The organism is Streptomyces sp. NPDC034049 (assembly GCF_055575575.1).
In genome coordinates, this window is the sequence record NZ_JBVISJ010000014.1 from 92,247 (window position 1) to 108,384 (window position 16,138).

Consider the following 16,138-nt stretch of genomic DNA (forward strand, 5'->3'; position numbering starts at 1 on the left):
GTCCCGGAGCCAGCTACGCCGCGCTCGACGGCGTCGACACGTCGCGCCGGCGCGCGCGGAGGAAGGGCACCGTGCTGCTGACCAGGACCAGAAGCAGGACGACCACGCCCGCGGGGGTGAGCTGGACCGTCACCTGCAGCGTGGTGGGCAGCACGGCCACCGCCACGCCCGCGACGGTCAACCGGTCACGCGCACCGAAGAGCAGGGCGATCGCGAGGACCCCGGCCCACAGGACCCCGGCCCACAGCGGGCCGATGACGCTGAGAACGCCCAGCGTATAGGGGTGGTACACCTCGATGAGCTGCACACCCGACATCAGGACGGCCGCCAGGACGGTGGTTCCCATGATCATGCGTCGCTGAGGCAGCGAGGGGCCGAGCAGATCCCTGGGTGCGGCGAGCACTACGGCGCCGGTGAGCAGCGGCACCGCCAGTCGGATCACTGCGATCGAGGGGGTGCCGTAGAAGCCGGAGGAGGCGAACGCGGCCACCAGGACGTCGGCCAGGCACAGCGCCATCGCGGCCACGACCAGTGCACGGGCCACGCTCCAGCGCCCGGTCCAGACAGCCGCGAGCGCCGCCAGCCAGAGCAGCGGCGTGAGGCCCGTGTTGGCCAGGCTCAGCACATTCGGGAGCGAGGACGTCGGCACGGTCCGGACCCCGGGGGCGAAGAGCCACAACAGGCCCGCCACGAAGCTGCCCGTCGCCACGGCGACAGCCAGCGGGGCCGCCTGTGCCAGGACCTGACCCGCCGTCCGGTCGGAGCCCAGGCCGGTGCGCCGCCGCAGGCCATGACCGGCGACATCGAGCGCCTCACGCAGCCGACCGAGCGGGCCTGCATCCTGCGTCGCCTCGGCATAGATCGCGGTCAACTCGGCTTCGTGCGCAGCGCGGTAGGCGGCCGGATGAAGGCGCAGCGCCCAGCGGAACGCGAGTGAGCTGTGCTGCTGCGTCATGCCAGGGCCCCCTTCGGGCGGATGGCGTGCGCGCGAGGGGCGGCCAGTCGACGCTCCGCCTCGGCGACGACGGCACGCAGCCGCTCCGTCTCGGCTGCCAGCACGGCGCGGCCGGCCTCGGCGAGGGCGTAGACCTTGCGCGCCCGACCGTCCACGACCTCCTCGCGCTCGACCCGGATCAGGCCCTGCTGGACCAGCCGGTCCAGCGCGCCGTAGAGAGTGCCGGTGCGCATCCGCACACGGCCCTGGGAGATCGCGTCGATCTCCTGAATCAGTCCATAGCCGTGCCTGGGCTCGTCGGCCAGGGCAGTGAGCAGGAGCAGCGTCGGCTCCTGAAGCGGTCGCTCATTCATGTCACCTATATATATCAGTGACCTACATATGCTGTCGACCGACTCATCGTCTGCCGCCCGGGCGCGACCGCGCGTTCCGGCAGGAGGTCGAGGAGCGGTGATTCTCGGCTTCGATCACGACCGTCCCGTAGACGTGTCCGCGCCGAGTGCGAAGTCGTCCACCGAGGGCGTCACCGACGAGGGATCGCGGCCTTTCCAGCCGACACGGGGCGCCTCTCGGGAGCTAATGGATCAGGGCATTCAGCATGATGATCACCAGGCCGATCAGCATGTCGAGGCCCCCTGCCCGGCACGAGGACGGCCATCCCTGCCCAGCTCTGCGGGCGGCCCGGGCGCCCAGGCCGAACAAGGCGACGGTGTTGAACAGCAGGGCCGCGTCCACCGCAGTGGCCTCCGCCCACCACCCGGCCACCGCGGCGAGCAGCACCCCCACCGTGGGCAGCACGGCGGCGACCAGGGGCCACTCCGCGAGCACCGAACGCAGTCTGCTGGTGGTGGTCGGCCCGTGGACGGACGCGCGTTGGGCGATGACGTGCGCGTACCCATGGGCGGCACCGGACGCCAGCGCGGTGATCAGTACCCACAGCGCGTCCGCACCGGGGTCGGCCTCCTCCCCCGCCACGTCCAGTGCGGCCGCCATGGCACTGGCCAGCACCAGTCCGTAGATGCCGCTGAACAGCCACTGCTCCGACGGCTGTCGCCGCAGGATCCTGCCGGCTGCGACGCCCTCGGGACTGCCATGGTCGGCGCGGTCGGACATCGCATCGCCTCGTTGTGGGAGGAGGGCTGGTTCCGCACATGCTCACGCGTATGACGTCAGGGAACACGCCACCACGCGAGCGGGCCTGATCGTTGCGCCCAAAGAGAGGTCACCCGACCTCGAAGTCAGTGGCCTGAGCCGTCCTGCGCATGCGGCACCCCACATACGTCTTCCAGATCACCGCCTCGGGCTGCGGTCGTCCCCGTCGGGGGTTTCGCCGGGCTTGACGGGCTCGGCGCGCAACTGGTTGCGGGTGCGCACCAGAATCCGCCCGAGCATGTTCTTGCCGTTCCCGGTCCTGCCCTGGCCCCAGTAGTGATCGGTGGTGGTGTCAGACTCGTCGCGGAGAGCGGGTTCCGTACGGAGTGCACGCGATCTTCCGGTACGCGCAACCGATGTACCAGCGGAGCCCCGGCACTCATCGAGTGCGAGGGCTCCACCGGTCAGCCACGGGTGGCTAGTTGAGGTGTGCCGTCTTGCTGGCGACGAGGTGGCCGGCCTCGAAGCCGTCGATGCGGGCGGAGTGCGCGGCTGTCGCGACGGGCACCGTCACGTCGGCCTGACCATCGGTGAGGTCCACTGATGCGCGCGGTCGCTGGTCGACGTAGACGTCCACGCGATCGACGTTCGTCGCTTTCACCTTGAGCTTCAAGGAGCCGTTGACGGAAACGGCGTCCGTGATGGACACGGCGTGCGGCTCCCGGTCCTTGAGGAGCAGGCCCGCCCGGTTGAAGAGATCGACGTTGTCCTCCAGCAGGTCCCGGCGGGTCATCCGGTGCTGGTGGTCGGGGACGACGCCCAGGTCCTCCACCGGGGTGCCGGACAGCTTGCCGACCCGGAGGGTGCGGCGGATGGATACGCGCATACCGCTTCCCTTCGGCAGCGGCACGTACGGGCTGTCCGGGTCGTCCTGGAGGAGGTCGGAGAGCAACTGGTGGGTCCAGACGTTGGCTCCGCCGGCGCCGGTGTTGTCGTCGGTGCCGAGCACGGGGCCGATGCCGTGGTCCTGGAAACCGGCGGCGAAGATGTCGGTGGCGGAGTAGCAGCGGGCGTTGGTGATGAGAACCACCGGCCCGAAGTACTGCTGCCCGATGGCGTTGGCACCGTCCTCGGGGGTGAGGGGGAAGGCACTGGAGAAGGTGGCGCCGATCTCGAGGGCCTGATCCATCGAGGGGACCCAGGAACCCAGGTCGATGCCCGAGGAGCCGTCCTGGTGCTTGCGGCAGATACGCAGGTTGAGCGGGGTGTTGATGAACTGCACCGGTTCGGGGGCGATCCGGCGGGGCGTGAGGACCTGGAGGGCGAACTCGGAAGCGTGGATGTGGCCGCCGCCGTTGTCGCGGACATCCACGATGAGGCCGTTCTGCGGCAGTTCTCCGATGAGGCGGACGAACTCCCGGACGAAGGCCATCGGGTCGTTCACGCTGAACGTGAAGATCCGGATATGGCCGAACGTCCCGGACGACGTCTCCACGCGCTGGGCCTTGAACACCTTGGGCATCGTCGTGGCGACCTCGCCCTGGCGTAGTTCGGGCGCGGCTTCGTCGGCCCGGACGGCCCGCTCCTGGGCGACGACCCGGGGGGCGAACAACAACACCTTGGCCCGGCCTGTCTCGTCCGCGTCCAGGTCCAGGCCCTGGGCCAGGGCGGTGGCGCTGATCGCGTCCGCGTTCACCATGGGGGGCAGATTTTCCACGATCCGCCAGTTCTCGCGCAGCTCACGGGGTGTGCCGCCGTCGTCGATGTAGCTGACGGTCACCCATTCCTCGAACGGCGGCAGGTGGATCTTCAACGGCCGCACGGTCAGCGACTGAACGCCTCGGCTGCGCCGAGCAGGGGCGTTGCTGCCGGCGAACCGGGCGGCGTTCAGGTCGACGGCGGACGAGATGGGGATGCCGCTCCAGTGGGTGATCTCGACGCCGGGCCTGAAGCCGGGTGCGGAGAAGCCCTCGGCCACGTGAGTGACCATGAAGTGGGTGCCCTGTTCGTCCGTGTACTGCTCGACGAGGAACGGCAGGAAGGCGATCCGGCCCGAGAAGGGGTCGGGAAGCAGGTAGTTCGTGTGCAGGTCCCTGACGGAGTGGAAGATCTCCGACACCTCGGCGTGGAAGAGCCACTCCCGAGTCATGGTCTGCTGTGTCTGCCGCTCCAGACGCCGCCGTAGCACCCGTAGGCGTTGCACCGGGTTCACTGCGTGCATCGCGGCTTTGAGCGGCAGGTGGACGTAGTTCTGCTCCAGCAGGACGAGCGCCTGATCGACGATGCGGCGGCGCTCCTCCAACGTGAGCGTGCCGGCACCTTCGAGGAAGCTGCCCAGGGGGGTGGAGGTGGCCAAGTGGGCGCGGACCGGTTCCGCGGCCTGCTGGAGGAAGGTGGCTGTTCTGTCGTCGGGCGAATCCGCCATGGTGTCCCTCAAATGTGGAGGTCAGGGGTTTCTCACCGTCGGGCTCGGCGGCGTGCCGTGGGGGGAGGTACACGGCATCTGCACCTGATCGGACAGGAAAGTGCCTCGAACGGCGGACAGAGGGCGGGCGGGCCTCGCCGGTGCGGGGTCCCGTGGGATCCCGGCGGTGCGGCGTGCCGTCCCGATCGCCGATCAGCGGTCAGCGGTCATGTGGCGGCGGTCGGCTGTGGGTCAGGGCCGCTTGGGTCCGCGAAGAGGCAGTGTTCGGCTGTAGACGACGCTCGTGGTCGTGGTGCCGAAGCCGGCCAGTTCGTCCATGAGCGTCTCCAGGTGTTCCATGGAGGTCGCGGCCACCTTCAGGGTGTAGCAGTCGTCGCCGGTGGTCCGCAGGCACTCCAGGATCTCGCGGCGTTCGGCGAGCAGGTGGTGCAGTGGCTGGTGGCGGTTGCCGGGGTACTTCAGGCGGACGAGGGCGAGCACCGGGTAACCGACCTTGGCCAGGTCCACGGTGGCGTGGTAGCCGGTGATGACGCCCAGCGACTCCAGATTGCGTACCCGCTCGGTGGTGGCCGACGGGCTGAGGCTGACGCGGCGCCCCAGCTCGCTGAGGGACAGGCGGGCGTCCTGCTGCAACTGCTCGATGATCGCCCAGTCGATGTCGTCGAGGTTCACGGCCATGGCGCGATATTACCGGGAGATTCGTTGCGGGAAGCTGGAACTACCGGGAAGGTTCGGTTCCCCGCAGCGTGATCACCGCAATAACCTCGAGGCATGCAACTTGGTGTCAACGTACCGAACTTCGGGCCCGGGACCGACCCGGGCGTGCTGCGTGAGTGGGCGCGGGTCGTGGCGGGGAACGGGTTCGATCTGCTGATGGTGTCGGACCACGTGGCCGTCACCCCGGATGTGGCGGAGCGGTATCCGGAGCCGTTCTACGACCCGTTCACCACGCTGTCCTGGCTGGCCGGTATCAGCGGTGGCGAGCTGTCGCTGGGCACGACCGTGTTGGTGCTGCCGTACCGTCATCCGCTGCTGGCGGCACGGATGGCAAGCAACCTGCAACGGCTCAGCGGTGGGCGGTTCGTGCTCGGAGTGGGGGTCGGATGGGCGCGGCAGGAGTTCGACGCGCTCGGGGTACCGTTCGGCGCTCGGGGCCGGCTGACCGACGAGTACCTCGGGGTGATGCGGCAGGTGTGGGAGGCGGAGGACCAAGCCGCGCCCGCGGTGTGGGTCGGCGGGCACAGTGCGGCGGCGATCCGGCGGGCGGTCCGGTTCGGCGATGCCTGGCATCCGCTGAAGCTTCCGCTGACGCGGATGCGGTCGGTTCCGGCGGGCAACGCGTTGCCGGGGTTCGCGCCGCGGATCGCGCTGCGTCTGACCGACGCTCCGGTCGAGGACGCCGAGCGGCCGGCCGGTGTCGGCGACGTGCGGCAGATCGTGGGTGATCTGGCGGAACTTCGCGAGCTCGGTGCCCGGACGGTGGTCCTCGACCCCTACCACGGGGACCCGGCTCAGACCCGTCGGCCCGAGGTCGCGTGGCGCGCGCTCACCACGGTGGCCGAGGAGTGGGGGACGGCGTCGTGATCACCCCTGCTGACGAGGTGCTGCTGCGGCAGGCCATCGGTATCGCGGCGCGCGCGGTGGAGCTGGGCGACGCGCCGTACGGCTCGCTGCTGGCCGGGACGGACGGGGCGATCCTCGCCGAGGCGCACAACACGGTCCGGCGGGACGGCGACATCACGGCCCATCCGGAGTTGAAGCTGGCCCGGTGGGCGGCCCGTGAGCTGGATACGGACACGGCCGCCCGTACCACCATGTACACGAGCTGCCAGCCGTGCGGCATGTGTGCCGGCGGCATCGTCCGCTCCGGCATCGGCCGGGTCGTGTACGCGCTCTCCACCGAGCAGCTCGTCGAACTCAACCCGGAGTCGGGCCTCTGGCCGTCAGTGACGCAGGACGGTCCGGCCCTGCTCGACGAGGCACGCGCACCCATCGACTCCTATTACGGGCCAAGCCCATCGGCCGGTACTTGACCCGAAGCTCCTCATGCGCGTGCAACCCGCTGCGCGCGCGCACTGCCGCGTGATCAGCGGATGGCCCGGGTGAGGCCTTCGATCCGGATCATCGAGGCGCGCAGATCGCGAGCGCGGGGGTCCTGGGCGCAGCAGGAACCCCACGCCGCGAGCTGTACATCCGGGGTATCAGGCGCCGCTCCGTTCAGACAGCGGGACCGGCCCCTCCCTTCTCACCGTTCAGGGGGTCGGCACCCGATACCCGCAGGGTCACGCGCGTTCTCGCGTCGCTTCCTGAGACGCCGCCTGATGCTCCCGCCCTTCGGGCGACGCGAGCGGCTCCGCCGAACGGCCCTTCAGTTCCCGCTCTCTGGCGGCCAGGGCCCTCGCCAGCATCTTCGCCCGGTAGGGGTTCGACGTACCGAGGGCCTTCGCCACCTCCACGGCTTCGTCCAACAGGGCCAACCGTCGCTCAGGCAACTCCCGCACCAGGGGTGACGCACTTGCCTCTATCAGGACGTACGCCAGCTTCGACCCGTACGCCTCCGGCTCGACCTGTGTCAGAAGCCGGTAGATCCACAGCCCTTCGGCACCACGCACCACCCGCCGGTTGGCGCTCAGCAGCCTGACCCTCGCCAGCACGACCATGTCCTGATCCATCGATCCCCTTCGTCAGCCCCCGGACCGTGCACGTCATGCGGTGAGACAGCACGGCGACCGCGCCGACAGCCGCGAACGGTTGCCGGCACGTTGGCCGGGGTTTGGATGACGACGAGTCTGACGCGCGGCACCGACGGCCACAAGAAGAAACAGGGGTGCGCTGTGTCCTACCGAAAACCGCCTCCGAGCAGGCATGATGGACCTGACACTCACTCGGGCTCCGTCTGTCGACGCGCGGCCGATCGCGAGCACTCGTTCACAGTCCGCCCCAGCAGGCACCACCGCTGAGCCCGTATGAACCGGGCAGGGTTCGGAACACCTGGTCTCCCCGCGGCACCCCACGCGTTCCGGCCGCATGCCGTGGTCGGGCAGGGCTCGGTGCCGTCGAGGCCGGAGTACACGGAGTCGACGGGACGCCGGCCCGCCGACGATGATGACTGAGCGGGCATAGATCACCGCTCCGCGGCGCTGAAGCTGATGTCCGGGAAGCCGGTGAGAGGGTGGACCGCACGGTCGCCTTCGCCGGTTCCCCGCGGCCGGGCAGTGGTGGATGCCGCCGCCGGTGGGTTGGTGAACAGAGTCGTTCGATCGGGAGTCGGTCCGTCCCTCGCGGGGCGGGCCGCCCCAGCGGAAAGGAAGCCGTCCATGGACGAGCAGGGTGAGCGCTTCGACGTCGTCGTACTCGGCGCGGGCCCCGGCGGGTATGTCGCCGCCATCAGGGCCGCCCAGCTGGGCAAGCGTGTCGCGGTCGTCGAGGAGAAGTACTGGGGTGGCGTCTGCCTGAACGTGGGCTGTATCCCCACCAAGGCGCTGCTGCGCAACGCCGAACTCGCGCACATCTTCACCCGCGAGGCGAAGACCTTCGGCATCAAGGCCGAGGGCGAGGTCTCCTTCGACTACGGGGAGGCCTTCCGCCGCAGCCGGAAGGTCGCGGACGGCCGGGTCAAGGGCGTCCACTACCTGATGAAGAAGAACAAGATCACGGAGATCAGCGGTCGCGGCACCTTCGTCGACCCGCACACGCTCCAGGTCGCCGACTACGACGGCAACACCCGCACCATCGGCTTCGAGCACTGCATCATCGCCGCCGGGGCGACCCCCAAGCTGCTGCCCGGCACCCGCCGTACCTCGCGCGTGGTGACGTACGAGGAGCAGATCCTCGCCGAGGACCTGCCGCAGTCGATCGTCATCGCGGGCGCCGGGGCCATCGGCGTCGAGTTCGCCTACGTCCTGCACAACTACGGCGTGAAGGTCACCGTCGTCGAGTTCCTGGACCGGATCGCCCCGCTGGAGGACGCCGAGGTCTCCGCCGAACTGGCCAAGCAGTACCGGAAGTTGGGCATCGACGTCCTCACCTCGACCCGCGTCGAGTCCATCGACGAGTCCGGTCCGCAGGTCCGTGTCACGGTCACCGGCAAGGACGGCGCCCAGCAGGTGCTGGAGGCGGACAAGGTCCTGCAGGCGATCGGCTTCGCACCGAACGTCACCGGCTACGGCCTGGAGAACACCGGCGTGAGGGTCACCGAGCGCGGCGCGATCGACGTCGACGGCCGCTGCCGCACCTCCGTCCCGCACATCTTCGCCATCGGCGACGTCACCGCGAAGCTGATGCTCGCGCACGCCGCCGAGGCGATGGGCATGGTCGCCGCCGAGACGATCGCGGACGCGGAGACCATGGAGCTGGACTACGTGATGATCCCGCGGTCCACCTTCTGCCAGCCGCAGATCGCCAGCTTCGGCTACACCGAGGCGCAGGCGCGGGAGAAGGGCTTCGACGTCCAGGTCGTCAAGTTCCCCTTCACCGCGAACGCCAAGGCGCACGGTCTGGGCGACGCGAGCGGCTTCGTGAAGCTGATCAGCGACGCCAAGTACGGCGAGCTTCTCGGCGGGCATCTCATCGGACCGGACGTCACCGAACTCCTTCCCGAGCTGACCCTGGCCCAGCAGTGGGACCTCACGGTCCACGAGGTCGCCCGCAACGTCCACGCCCACCCGACCCTCGGCGAAGCGGTCAAGGAGGCCGTCCACGGTCTCGCCGGCCACATGATCAACATGTAGTGCGGTCCCGGCCCCGGACGGCCGGGGTGTCGCCGTCCTCGGCCCGTGCGGCTGCCGGTGCTCGTGCCGGGGGCGCCGGGCCGGTCGTGCCATGAGGGGGGCCGCGGTCCGTCAGGCCAGTGGGTCGTGGCCCCAGTTCATGAGGGAGTACCGCCACCGGGTGTCCCGTACGTCGCCCGAGGGCCGTTGCGCGAGGTGGCGTCGGATGTAGCCGATGACCTTCCGCATGTGCTGGTAGTCGTCGTCCGTGAGGTCGCCCTTCCGGGCGTGCAGGATGCCGACGATCCGGCGGCCGGAGGCGTGGCCCGTGGACTCACCGCCGTCCTCGCGCTGCCCGGCTCTCTGCGACTCCTCAGAGTCCAGCCACTTCTCCAGCTCGCCGGGCTTCATGTTCACCAGCTCGCGGAACTCGTCCCACGTCTCTTCGTGCGCGTCGCCCGCCACGCGGCATCACTTCTTCTTCAGCGCGGACGGCTTGTGCACGGCGGACCTGCCGGACTTCTCGCTGCGGACCTGGTACTGCGGCTCCTCGGGCGAGGCGTCCACCGTTCGCCCCGCGGCCTTCTTCCGCTCCGTGATTCTCTCCTCCACCTCACCCTCGGCCTGACTGCCGTGACTGCTCCAGGCGACCTTGTCACCCTTCTTCAGCTTCTTGCCCCTGCTCGGGTCTTTGGCCATGCCGTTCTCCTTCCCGCGCGGCTCGCCCCCGGCTCTTCCAGGGTGAGGGCTCGCCGCTCGCATCGCAGCTTCGTGGCCGGCCCCGGCCTCGGCGCGGGACGGCCCCCTGCGCGGGCCGTCGATCCGTGGGGCGCCGTCATCGGAGCTGGGTGAGCTGTTCGACCCGGGTGTGCAGAGCTCGATGTGGTGCTCGGATTCCGGCTTCATGAGGACACTGCGCAGGACACGGGCGTTGTCGGTGTCCGCGGTGATGTCGGGATGGCGGGCGGCGAAGGCGTCACGGCCCGCCTTGAGCGTCGGTGCCGGTGAGGGTGGCCGGCTCGACGACGGGGAAGTAGCTGACGATGTCCAGCTCCGGCGGCTGGTAGTGGCCCGGGGCGCACCCGAAGGCGTCCTCTCGGCCCACCACGTCGTGCGGACTCCGGGAAGGGCCTGACCTTCGGTACCGCCTGACGTGTACGGGCGAGGTGCGGATCGGGGCGGGGGGCAGGCGCGGTGGCAGACGTGGGGGGGCAGGGGGCACTGCGGGGCGGCGCGGCGCCCTGACGTCGGGATGCTCGGCGTCCTGGCAGCGGACCTGGAGCGGGGGCTGGTCTCCCGGATGCGTTCCAGGAGCGGGTGTGCCTCCTGCCCGGCTCCGCGCCGGTGCGGCCACCGCCGATACCCGCCCGGACGGCCGCGCTGCCCGTAGGGGCACCGCATCGTGCCCGAACGCTCCTCACCCGCGTCCGCCGTACCGGGTATGTAGGAAAGCACAGCCCCACTGCCAGCCTACGAGCGGAAGTCCATGCACGCGCGAGAGCCGATGAAGAACGACAAGCAGCCGCAGCGCCCTGCGAAGAGCGCGGCCGCGCGGCCAGGAGGGCGGATGCCCGACGCGCTTCTCGACCTGCAGCGCACCGCGGGCAACGCCGCCGTCGCCCGTATGCTCCAGGAGGGCCGGCACCAGCACAGCGCGGACTGCGGCCACCGTCAGCCCGCGGCGGAGCCGGTGCAGCGCTCCGCCGTGCACGACGTGTTGCGGGCGCCGGGCAATCCGCTGGACGAACCGCTGCGCCAGGAGATGGAGTCCCGCCTCGACGCCGACTTCTCGGACGTCCGCCTGCACACCGACTCCGCGGCCCGCGCCTCCGCGGCCGAGGTGGGGGCCCGCGCCTACACCTCCGGCAGCCATATCGTCATCGGCGACGGTGGTGGCGACAAGCACACCCTCGCCCATGAGCTGACGCACGTCATCCAACAGCGCCAGGGCCCGGTGGCCGGTACGGACAACGGGGCGGGGCTCAGTGTCTCCGACCCCGGCGACCGGTTCGAGCGCGAGGCCGAGGCCAACGCGGTCCGGGTGATGAGGCGGACGCCCGAGCAGAACGCCCAGGGCTCGGACGGTGCCCCCGTGCAGCGGGCGGCCGACGCGACGGCCCGGGGCGCGGCGCACGGTACCGACGCGACGGTCGTTCAGCGCTTCTCCGAGGTCACGACGCCGGAGCTGGGGCCGGCCCGGGTCTCGCAGAACGGCCTGTACATCATGAACGTCACCGCGGGGGCCGACACCACCGTCTTCTGGGTCGCGGAGGGTGCCCCTACGCCCCGGTACTGCAGGCCGACCGGGAACAGCGGGGAGATCGGCGGGCGCACCTACACGCAGTACGAACCGGAGACGACCTTCCTCGCGGACTGCGCCCACACGGCCGAGGAGATCATGCACCAGCAGCGGCTGGCCCTGGGGCAGGACGCCAGCGAATTCGCCCTGGGCGGCAACCAGTTCGGCCTGGGCGACAGGGAGAACGCGGAGGGCGCGCTGGCCTACGCGCAGAACAGGCCCGGCGGCCCCCACGCGAACGGCGAGGAACGGCCGGACGCCGGCCAGGCTTTCGCCATCGTGGAGACCGCGTGGCACGGGGACTACGAGAGGCCCGCCAACACCAGCGGGTGGCCGTACCACGTGGCGGCCGTGGTCGCCGTGGACGGCGACGACCGCATCACCGTGGAGCAGGCCGCGGACGGCAACGACGCGAAGGCCCGCCAGGGGTACGAGGGCATCGTCGACATGTATACGTCGGGCACGGATCCGACCAACGGGCAGGCGCTGCCGCACAGTTTCCACGGGCGCAACACCGGCGGTCCGGTGCAGCACTTCACGGTGGGCGCGATCACCGTGATCCTCCAGCCGATCAACGTGGACAAGCTCAAGAAGGAGAGGGGCAACCGGAAGCTCATGTGACCCGGCCCACCCCGTGACGCCCCGCCCGGGGCCGGAGGCCCGGGCGGGGTGGGTCAGGGTTCGCCCGGCTCCGGCTCAGGCGGACGGCGTGACCGGGGGCCGCCGGCCGAGCCACTGCTCGGCATCCCAGGCCCGGAACCGCTCCACCTCGGTGAACCCCAGCTTGGCCGCCAGTCGCATCGAACCGACGTTGGCCGTCTGGGTGGTGAGCATGACCGGCTCGCCGGGACGGACGCCGTCCAGCCAGTCGAGCGCCGCCGCGCACGCCTCGGCGGCGTACCCGAAGCCCCACGCTCGTGGCAGGAACAGGTAGCCGAGATCGACCTTCCCCGCGGCAGCAGGGCGATGATGCTCGGGTGTTCTCCTCAGCAGGATGTGGCCGATCATGGCCCGGTCGAGTTCGACGACGAAGCTCCCGGGCCACCGCTCGGGCACCGCGGGCAACTCGCGCTCGAGCTCGTCGCGCGGGCGGGGGCCACCGAGGTAGGTGTGCACCTCCGGTGACGCCAGCATCTCGATGAACACCGCGCGGTCCCGGGCCTCGGACTCACGGAGCACGAGCCGTTCGGTCTCGATCGGGGCGGGAGGCCAGCTGACGGACCCGAGTTCCTTCATGGCGGGCAACCTATCGCGCACCCGCCACCGGGCTTCCACCACAGCGGCACATCACCCTGCCGTCGTCCCGCACCGGGCAGGGCCCGCCGCACGCCACGGCTGTGGCGCCCCGGCTACGAGGCCGGCGCGTCCGTCACGGCTTGAGCAGGACCTTGATCGCTCGGCGCTCGTCCATCGCGCGGTAGGCGTCGGCGGCCTGCTCCAGCGGGAGGGTGAGGTCGAAGACCTTGCTCGGGTCGATCTGCCGCTTCCAGATCAGGTCGATCAGCTGCGGCAGGTACTGGCGGACCGGGGCCGGGCCGCCGTGCAGGTGGACGTGGGAGAAGAACAGCTCCTGGCCGTCGAGCGTGACGTCGTGGGAGACGCCGACATAGCCGACATGGCCGCCGGGGCGGGTGGAGCGGACCGCCTGGAGCATGGACTCCTGGGTGCCGACCGCCTCGATGACGGAGTGGGCGCCGTAGCCGCCGGTCAGCTCCTTGATCTTCTCCACGCCCGCGTCGCCGCGCTCGGCGACGATGTCGGTGGCGCCGAAGTCCAGCGCGAGCTTCTGCCGCGACTCGTGGCGGCTCATCGCGATGACCCGCTCCGCGCCCAGCTGCCGGGCGGCCAGCACGCCGAGCAGGCCGACCGCGCCGTCGCCGACCACGGCGACCGTCCTGCCGGGTCCGGCCTGCGCGGCGATCGCCGCGAACCAGCCGGTGCCGAGGACGTCGGAGGCGGTCAGCAGGCTGGGGATCAGGTCCTCGTCCGGCATCCCCGGGGTGGCGACCAGGGTGCCGTCGGCGAGCGGGACGCGCAGCCGCTCCGCCTGGGCGCCCATCGGGTTCATCCACTCACGCTGGACGCAGGAGCTCTGGTAGCCGGCGCGGCAGTTCCCGCAGGTGTTGTCGGAGGCGGAGAAGCCGCCGACCACGAACTGGCCGGGCTCGACCGTGGTGACGGCGCTGCCGACCTCCTCGACGACGCCCACGTACTCGTGGCCGATCGGGGAGGCCGCGTCGAAGGGCTCGGCGCCGCGGTAGGGCCACAGGTCCGAGCCGCACACGCAGGCCGCGGCCACGCGGATGACCGCGTCGGTCGGCTTGAGGATCTTCGGGTCTTCGCGCTCCTCCACCCGGAAGTCACCGGGGGCGTGCATCACGACACCGCGCATGGGGGCTCCTTGCGTACGGAGGGACCGGCCGTGTCGAACGGCCGGGCGGGCTGAGTGCCACGTCCTCCAGGTAACCCTCCTCGCGCGGCGGGAACCAGGTGCCGTCGGAGCGTGTACTGGCAGTACATCCCTACGGCCGGGCGGACGGCGTACGGTCATGGCGTGGACAACCGTGACGAGGTCCGCGAGTTCCTCACCTCGCGGCGGGCGAAGATCTCCCCCGAGCGGGCCGGGCTACCCGCCGGCAGCCGGCGCCGGGTGCCGGGGCTGCGCAGGAGCGAGGTCGCCACGCTGGCCGACATCAGCGTCGACTACTACGGCAAGCTGGAGCGCGGCAACCTCTCCGGCGCCTCCCCCGCCGTGCTGGAGGCGGTCGCCCGCGCGCTGCGGCTGAGCGACGTCGAGCGGGCGCATCTGCTGCACCTGGCCCAGGCGCAGGAGGGCTCCGACACGCTCGCCCGCCCCAGGTCCGGCCGGCGGCAGGCGCTCCCGAAGAACCTGCAGTGGACCCTGGACGCCGTCACGGCCGGGCCCGCGTTCGTCACCAACGGCCGTCTGGACCTGGTCGCCGGCAACGCGCTCGCCCGTGCCTTCTTCACCGACCTGTATGCCGGTGGCACGGTGACGCCGAACATGGCCCGCTTCCAGTTCCTCGACCCCGTGGCCCGCCGCTTCTACCCGGACTGGGACCTCATCGCCGACATGACCGTCGACGTCCTGCGCACCGCGGCCGGCCGTGATCCCCACGACAGGGACCTCCACGACCTGGTGGGCGAACTGTCCACGCGCTGCGACGCGTTCCGCGTCCGCTGGGGCTCGCACAACGTCCGCCGGCACGGCACCGGTTCCAAGCGCTTCCACCATCCGCTCGTCGGCGATCTCACCCTCTCCTGGCACGGCTCGGCCATGGACGCCGAACCGGGCCTCACCCTGCTCATCTACACCGCCGAACCGGGCTCACCCTCCGAGGAGGCACTCCGCCTGCTCGCCTCCTGGACCGCCTCCCAGGACGGCGCCGCCGCCGACGGCCGCCTCCGGACGGACAGTTGACCTCTGACGTGGCGCGCGACCGGCCGCCCGTACCTACTTGTCCCAGATCTTGCGGTAGGCCTGTCGGTAGCCCTCCGAGTCCCAGGAGAGCGCGCCGCCGCTGTTGTCGGCGGTGGTGATGTGGACGGGGGCGACGTAGTCGCTGGCGGGCTCGCCCGCGAAGGCGCGGTTGAACTCGTCGATGATCTGCCATCCCTGTTCGGACAGTGGCTCGGGCACGGTGGCAGCCTGGTACCGCTTGCCGTTGATGCGCTCGAAGGCCGACGGATCTCCGTCACCGGCGCCGATGTTGTACGGGGCGCCGTCGCCCTGGTGTCCGGCGGCGCGCAGCGCGGGTGCCGCGTGGTCGAAGTACAGGTCGTTGATGGCGGCGGAGTAGGTCCATCTGTCGCCGAACCGGGACTGGAGGGAGGCGACCTTGTCGAGGGTTCTGCTGCCGGCCTCCGGGATGGGGATGTCCTCGTAGCTGAGCAGGTCGACATCGGCGCAGGTGGCGAGGTGTTTCCTGATCAGGTCGGACTTCCGTGCGGCGAAGGGGATGGAGGCGTCGGTGAAGAGCACCACTCCGGCGCGGCCGCCCGAGCGGGCGATGATCCAGTCGGCACTGATCCTCGCGACGTCCTCGACCCTGGTGGTGACGTTGCTGAAGAGCTTCGGACGCGCGCTGGGGCCCGGGGTGGCCGTGGCGTGCCAGCCGATCAGCGGGATGCCCGCGGCGTCGGCCTGTTCGACCTGCTTGGTCACGGACTTGGGGTCGAAACCGCCGATGACGATGCCGGAGGGCTTGAGGGCGAGGGCTTCGGCGAAGGCCTCCCGGATTCCGGCGGGCGTGCCCTGTCCGTCGATGGTGCGGACGTCCCAGCCGACGACCTTGGCCGCTTCCTGGACACCCCGGGCGACCCCGGAGACACCCGGGTTGGTCATGGTCTGGGCGATGTAGGCGATGGTCCTGCCGGGAACGGCCTTCGGTCCGGTGGTGGGGCCGCCCCAGGGGGCGTTGATGTCCTCGGCCTCCTTGACCGCCTGTTTCGCCTCGGCGAGGGCGGCGGGACAACCCGGCTTCCGTGCACCGACGGTGGACGCGTCGGTGGCCGAACCGCTGTCACAGCCGGCCACGGTGGTGGCCGCGACCAGGAACGCGACGGCTGCCGCGGTCGCTCTGCGGGTGGAGTGCACGGGGTCTCCTCAACTGGGCACGAGGGGGTACGGGTTGCGT

17 protein-coding genes are annotated in these 16,138 nt (G+C 70.7%); 5 read left to right on the forward strand and 12 right to left on the reverse strand.

Going from position 1 to position 16,138, the window contains the following annotated elements:
• Positions 1-13: 13 nt before the first annotated feature.
• The 5 genes from ACZ52C_RS32365 to ACZ52C_RS32385 all read right to left on the reverse strand — a co-directional run bounded on the left by ACZ52C_RS32365 (position 14) and on the right by ACZ52C_RS32385 (position 5,150).
• The gene (locus ACZ52C_RS32365; RefSeq protein WP_469078094.1) at positions 14-955 is read right to left on the reverse strand and encodes a hypothetical protein; all 942 of its coding nucleotides are present in this window, start codon (positions 953-955) and stop codon (positions 14-16) included.
• On the reverse strand, positions 952-1,308 hold the full coding sequence (locus ACZ52C_RS32370; protein ID WP_469078095.1) for a PadR family transcriptional regulator: 357 nt from the start codon (positions 1,306-1,308) through the stop codon (positions 952-954). Before ACZ52C_RS32370 ends, ACZ52C_RS32365 begins: the two co-directional genes overlap by 4 nt.
• A 223-nt stretch (positions 1,309-1,531) precedes the next feature.
• Positions 1,532-2,068 (reverse strand): hypothetical protein, encoded by a 537-nt coding sequence (locus ACZ52C_RS32375; protein ID WP_469078096.1) that lies wholly within the window; start codon positions 2,066-2,068, stop codon positions 1,532-1,534.
• Positions 2,069-2,525: 457 nt separating this feature from the next.
• Positions 2,526-4,472: a S41 family peptidase gene (locus ACZ52C_RS32380; protein WP_469078097.1), complete on the reverse strand. Its 1,947-nt coding sequence runs from the start codon at positions 4,470-4,472 to the stop codon at positions 2,526-2,528.
• Positions 4,473-4,703: 231 nt separating this feature from the next.
• Positions 4,704-5,150, reverse strand: coding sequence for an Lrp/AsnC family transcriptional regulator (locus ACZ52C_RS32385; protein ID WP_469078098.1), 447 nt, complete (start codon positions 5,148-5,150; stop codon positions 4,704-4,706).
• 93 nt (positions 5,151-5,243) lie between these two features.
• Between ACZ52C_RS32385 and ACZ52C_RS32390 the strand changes: the two genes are divergently transcribed.
• Together ACZ52C_RS32390 and ACZ52C_RS32395 are read left to right on the forward strand one after the other, a co-directional pair.
• Positions 5,244-6,056, forward strand: a complete 813-nt coding sequence (locus ACZ52C_RS32390; protein WP_469078099.1) for an LLM class flavin-dependent oxidoreductase — start codon at positions 5,244-5,246, stop codon at positions 6,054-6,056.
• Positions 6,053-6,505 carry a nucleoside deaminase gene (locus ACZ52C_RS32395; protein ID WP_469078100.1) on the forward strand — a complete coding sequence of 151 codons (453 nt, stop codon included), beginning with the start codon at positions 6,053-6,055 and terminating at the stop codon, positions 6,503-6,505. Before ACZ52C_RS32390 ends, ACZ52C_RS32395 begins: the two co-directional genes overlap by 4 nt.
• 249 nt (positions 6,506-6,754) lie before the next feature.
• Here ACZ52C_RS32395 and ACZ52C_RS32400 read toward each other — a convergent pair whose 3' ends face one another.
• Positions 6,755-7,144, reverse strand: a complete 390-nt coding sequence (locus ACZ52C_RS32400) for a hypothetical protein (protein ID WP_469078101.1) — start codon at positions 7,142-7,144, stop codon at positions 6,755-6,757.
• Between the two features lie 645 nt (positions 7,145-7,789).
• On the opposite strand from ACZ52C_RS32400, the gene lpdA reads away from it, so the two are divergent.
• Positions 7,790-9,202, forward strand: coding sequence for a dihydrolipoyl dehydrogenase (lpdA, locus tag ACZ52C_RS32405; RefSeq protein WP_469078102.1), 1,413 nt, complete (start codon positions 7,790-7,792; stop codon positions 9,200-9,202).
• A gap of 111 nt (positions 9,203-9,313) precedes the next feature.
• On the opposite strand, the gene ACZ52C_RS32410 is transcribed toward lpdA, so the two are convergent.
• From ACZ52C_RS32410 to ACZ52C_RS32420, 3 genes are all read right to left on the reverse strand, one after another.
• Positions 9,314-9,646, reverse strand: a complete 333-nt coding sequence (locus tag ACZ52C_RS32410; protein ID WP_469078103.1) for a DUF3140 domain-containing protein — start codon at positions 9,644-9,646, stop codon at positions 9,314-9,316.
• 6 nt (positions 9,647-9,652) lie between these two features.
• The gene (locus tag ACZ52C_RS32415; protein WP_469078104.1) at positions 9,653-9,880 is read right to left on the reverse strand and encodes a hypervirulence associated TUDOR domain-containing protein; all 228 of its coding nucleotides are present in this window, start codon (positions 9,878-9,880) and stop codon (positions 9,653-9,655) included.
• A 277-nt stretch (positions 9,881-10,157) separates the two neighbouring features.
• Complete coding sequence (locus ACZ52C_RS32420; protein ID WP_469078105.1) at positions 10,158-10,289, reverse strand: hypothetical protein; 132 nt, start codon at positions 10,287-10,289, stop codon at positions 10,158-10,160.
• A gap of 378 nt (positions 10,290-10,667) precedes the next feature.
• On the opposite strand from ACZ52C_RS32420, the gene ACZ52C_RS32425 reads away from it, so the two are divergent.
• A complete protein-coding gene (locus tag ACZ52C_RS32425; protein WP_469078106.1) occupies positions 10,668-12,101 on the forward strand; it encodes an eCIS core domain-containing protein in 1,434 nt (477 codons plus the stop codon).
• A gap of 75 nt (positions 12,102-12,176) precedes the next feature.
• Here ACZ52C_RS32425 and ACZ52C_RS32430 read toward each other — a convergent pair whose 3' ends face one another.
• Both ACZ52C_RS32430 and ACZ52C_RS32435 read right to left on the reverse strand, forming a co-directional pair.
• Positions 12,177-12,716, reverse strand: coding sequence for a GNAT family N-acetyltransferase (locus ACZ52C_RS32430; protein WP_469078107.1), 540 nt, complete (start codon positions 12,714-12,716; stop codon positions 12,177-12,179).
• Positions 12,717-12,849: 133 nt separating this feature from the next.
• Positions 12,850-13,872 carry a zinc-dependent alcohol dehydrogenase family protein gene (locus ACZ52C_RS32435; RefSeq protein WP_469078108.1) on the reverse strand — a complete coding sequence of 341 codons (1,023 nt, stop codon included), beginning with the start codon at positions 13,870-13,872 and terminating at the stop codon, positions 12,850-12,852.
• 162 nt (positions 13,873-14,034) lie between these two features.
• Here ACZ52C_RS32435 and ACZ52C_RS32440 point away from each other — a divergent pair, with 162 nt between their 5' ends.
• The gene (locus ACZ52C_RS32440) at positions 14,035-14,922 is read left to right on the forward strand and encodes a helix-turn-helix transcriptional regulator (protein ID WP_469078109.1); all 888 of its coding nucleotides are present in this window, start codon (positions 14,035-14,037) and stop codon (positions 14,920-14,922) included.
• A gap of 33 nt (positions 14,923-14,955) precedes the next feature.
• Here ACZ52C_RS32440 and ACZ52C_RS32445 read toward each other — a convergent pair whose 3' ends face one another.
• Positions 14,956-16,098 (reverse strand): substrate-binding domain-containing protein, encoded by a 1,143-nt coding sequence (locus ACZ52C_RS32445; RefSeq protein ID WP_469078110.1) that lies wholly within the window; start codon positions 16,096-16,098, stop codon positions 14,956-14,958.
• Between the last annotated feature and the right edge of the window lie 40 nt (positions 16,099-16,138).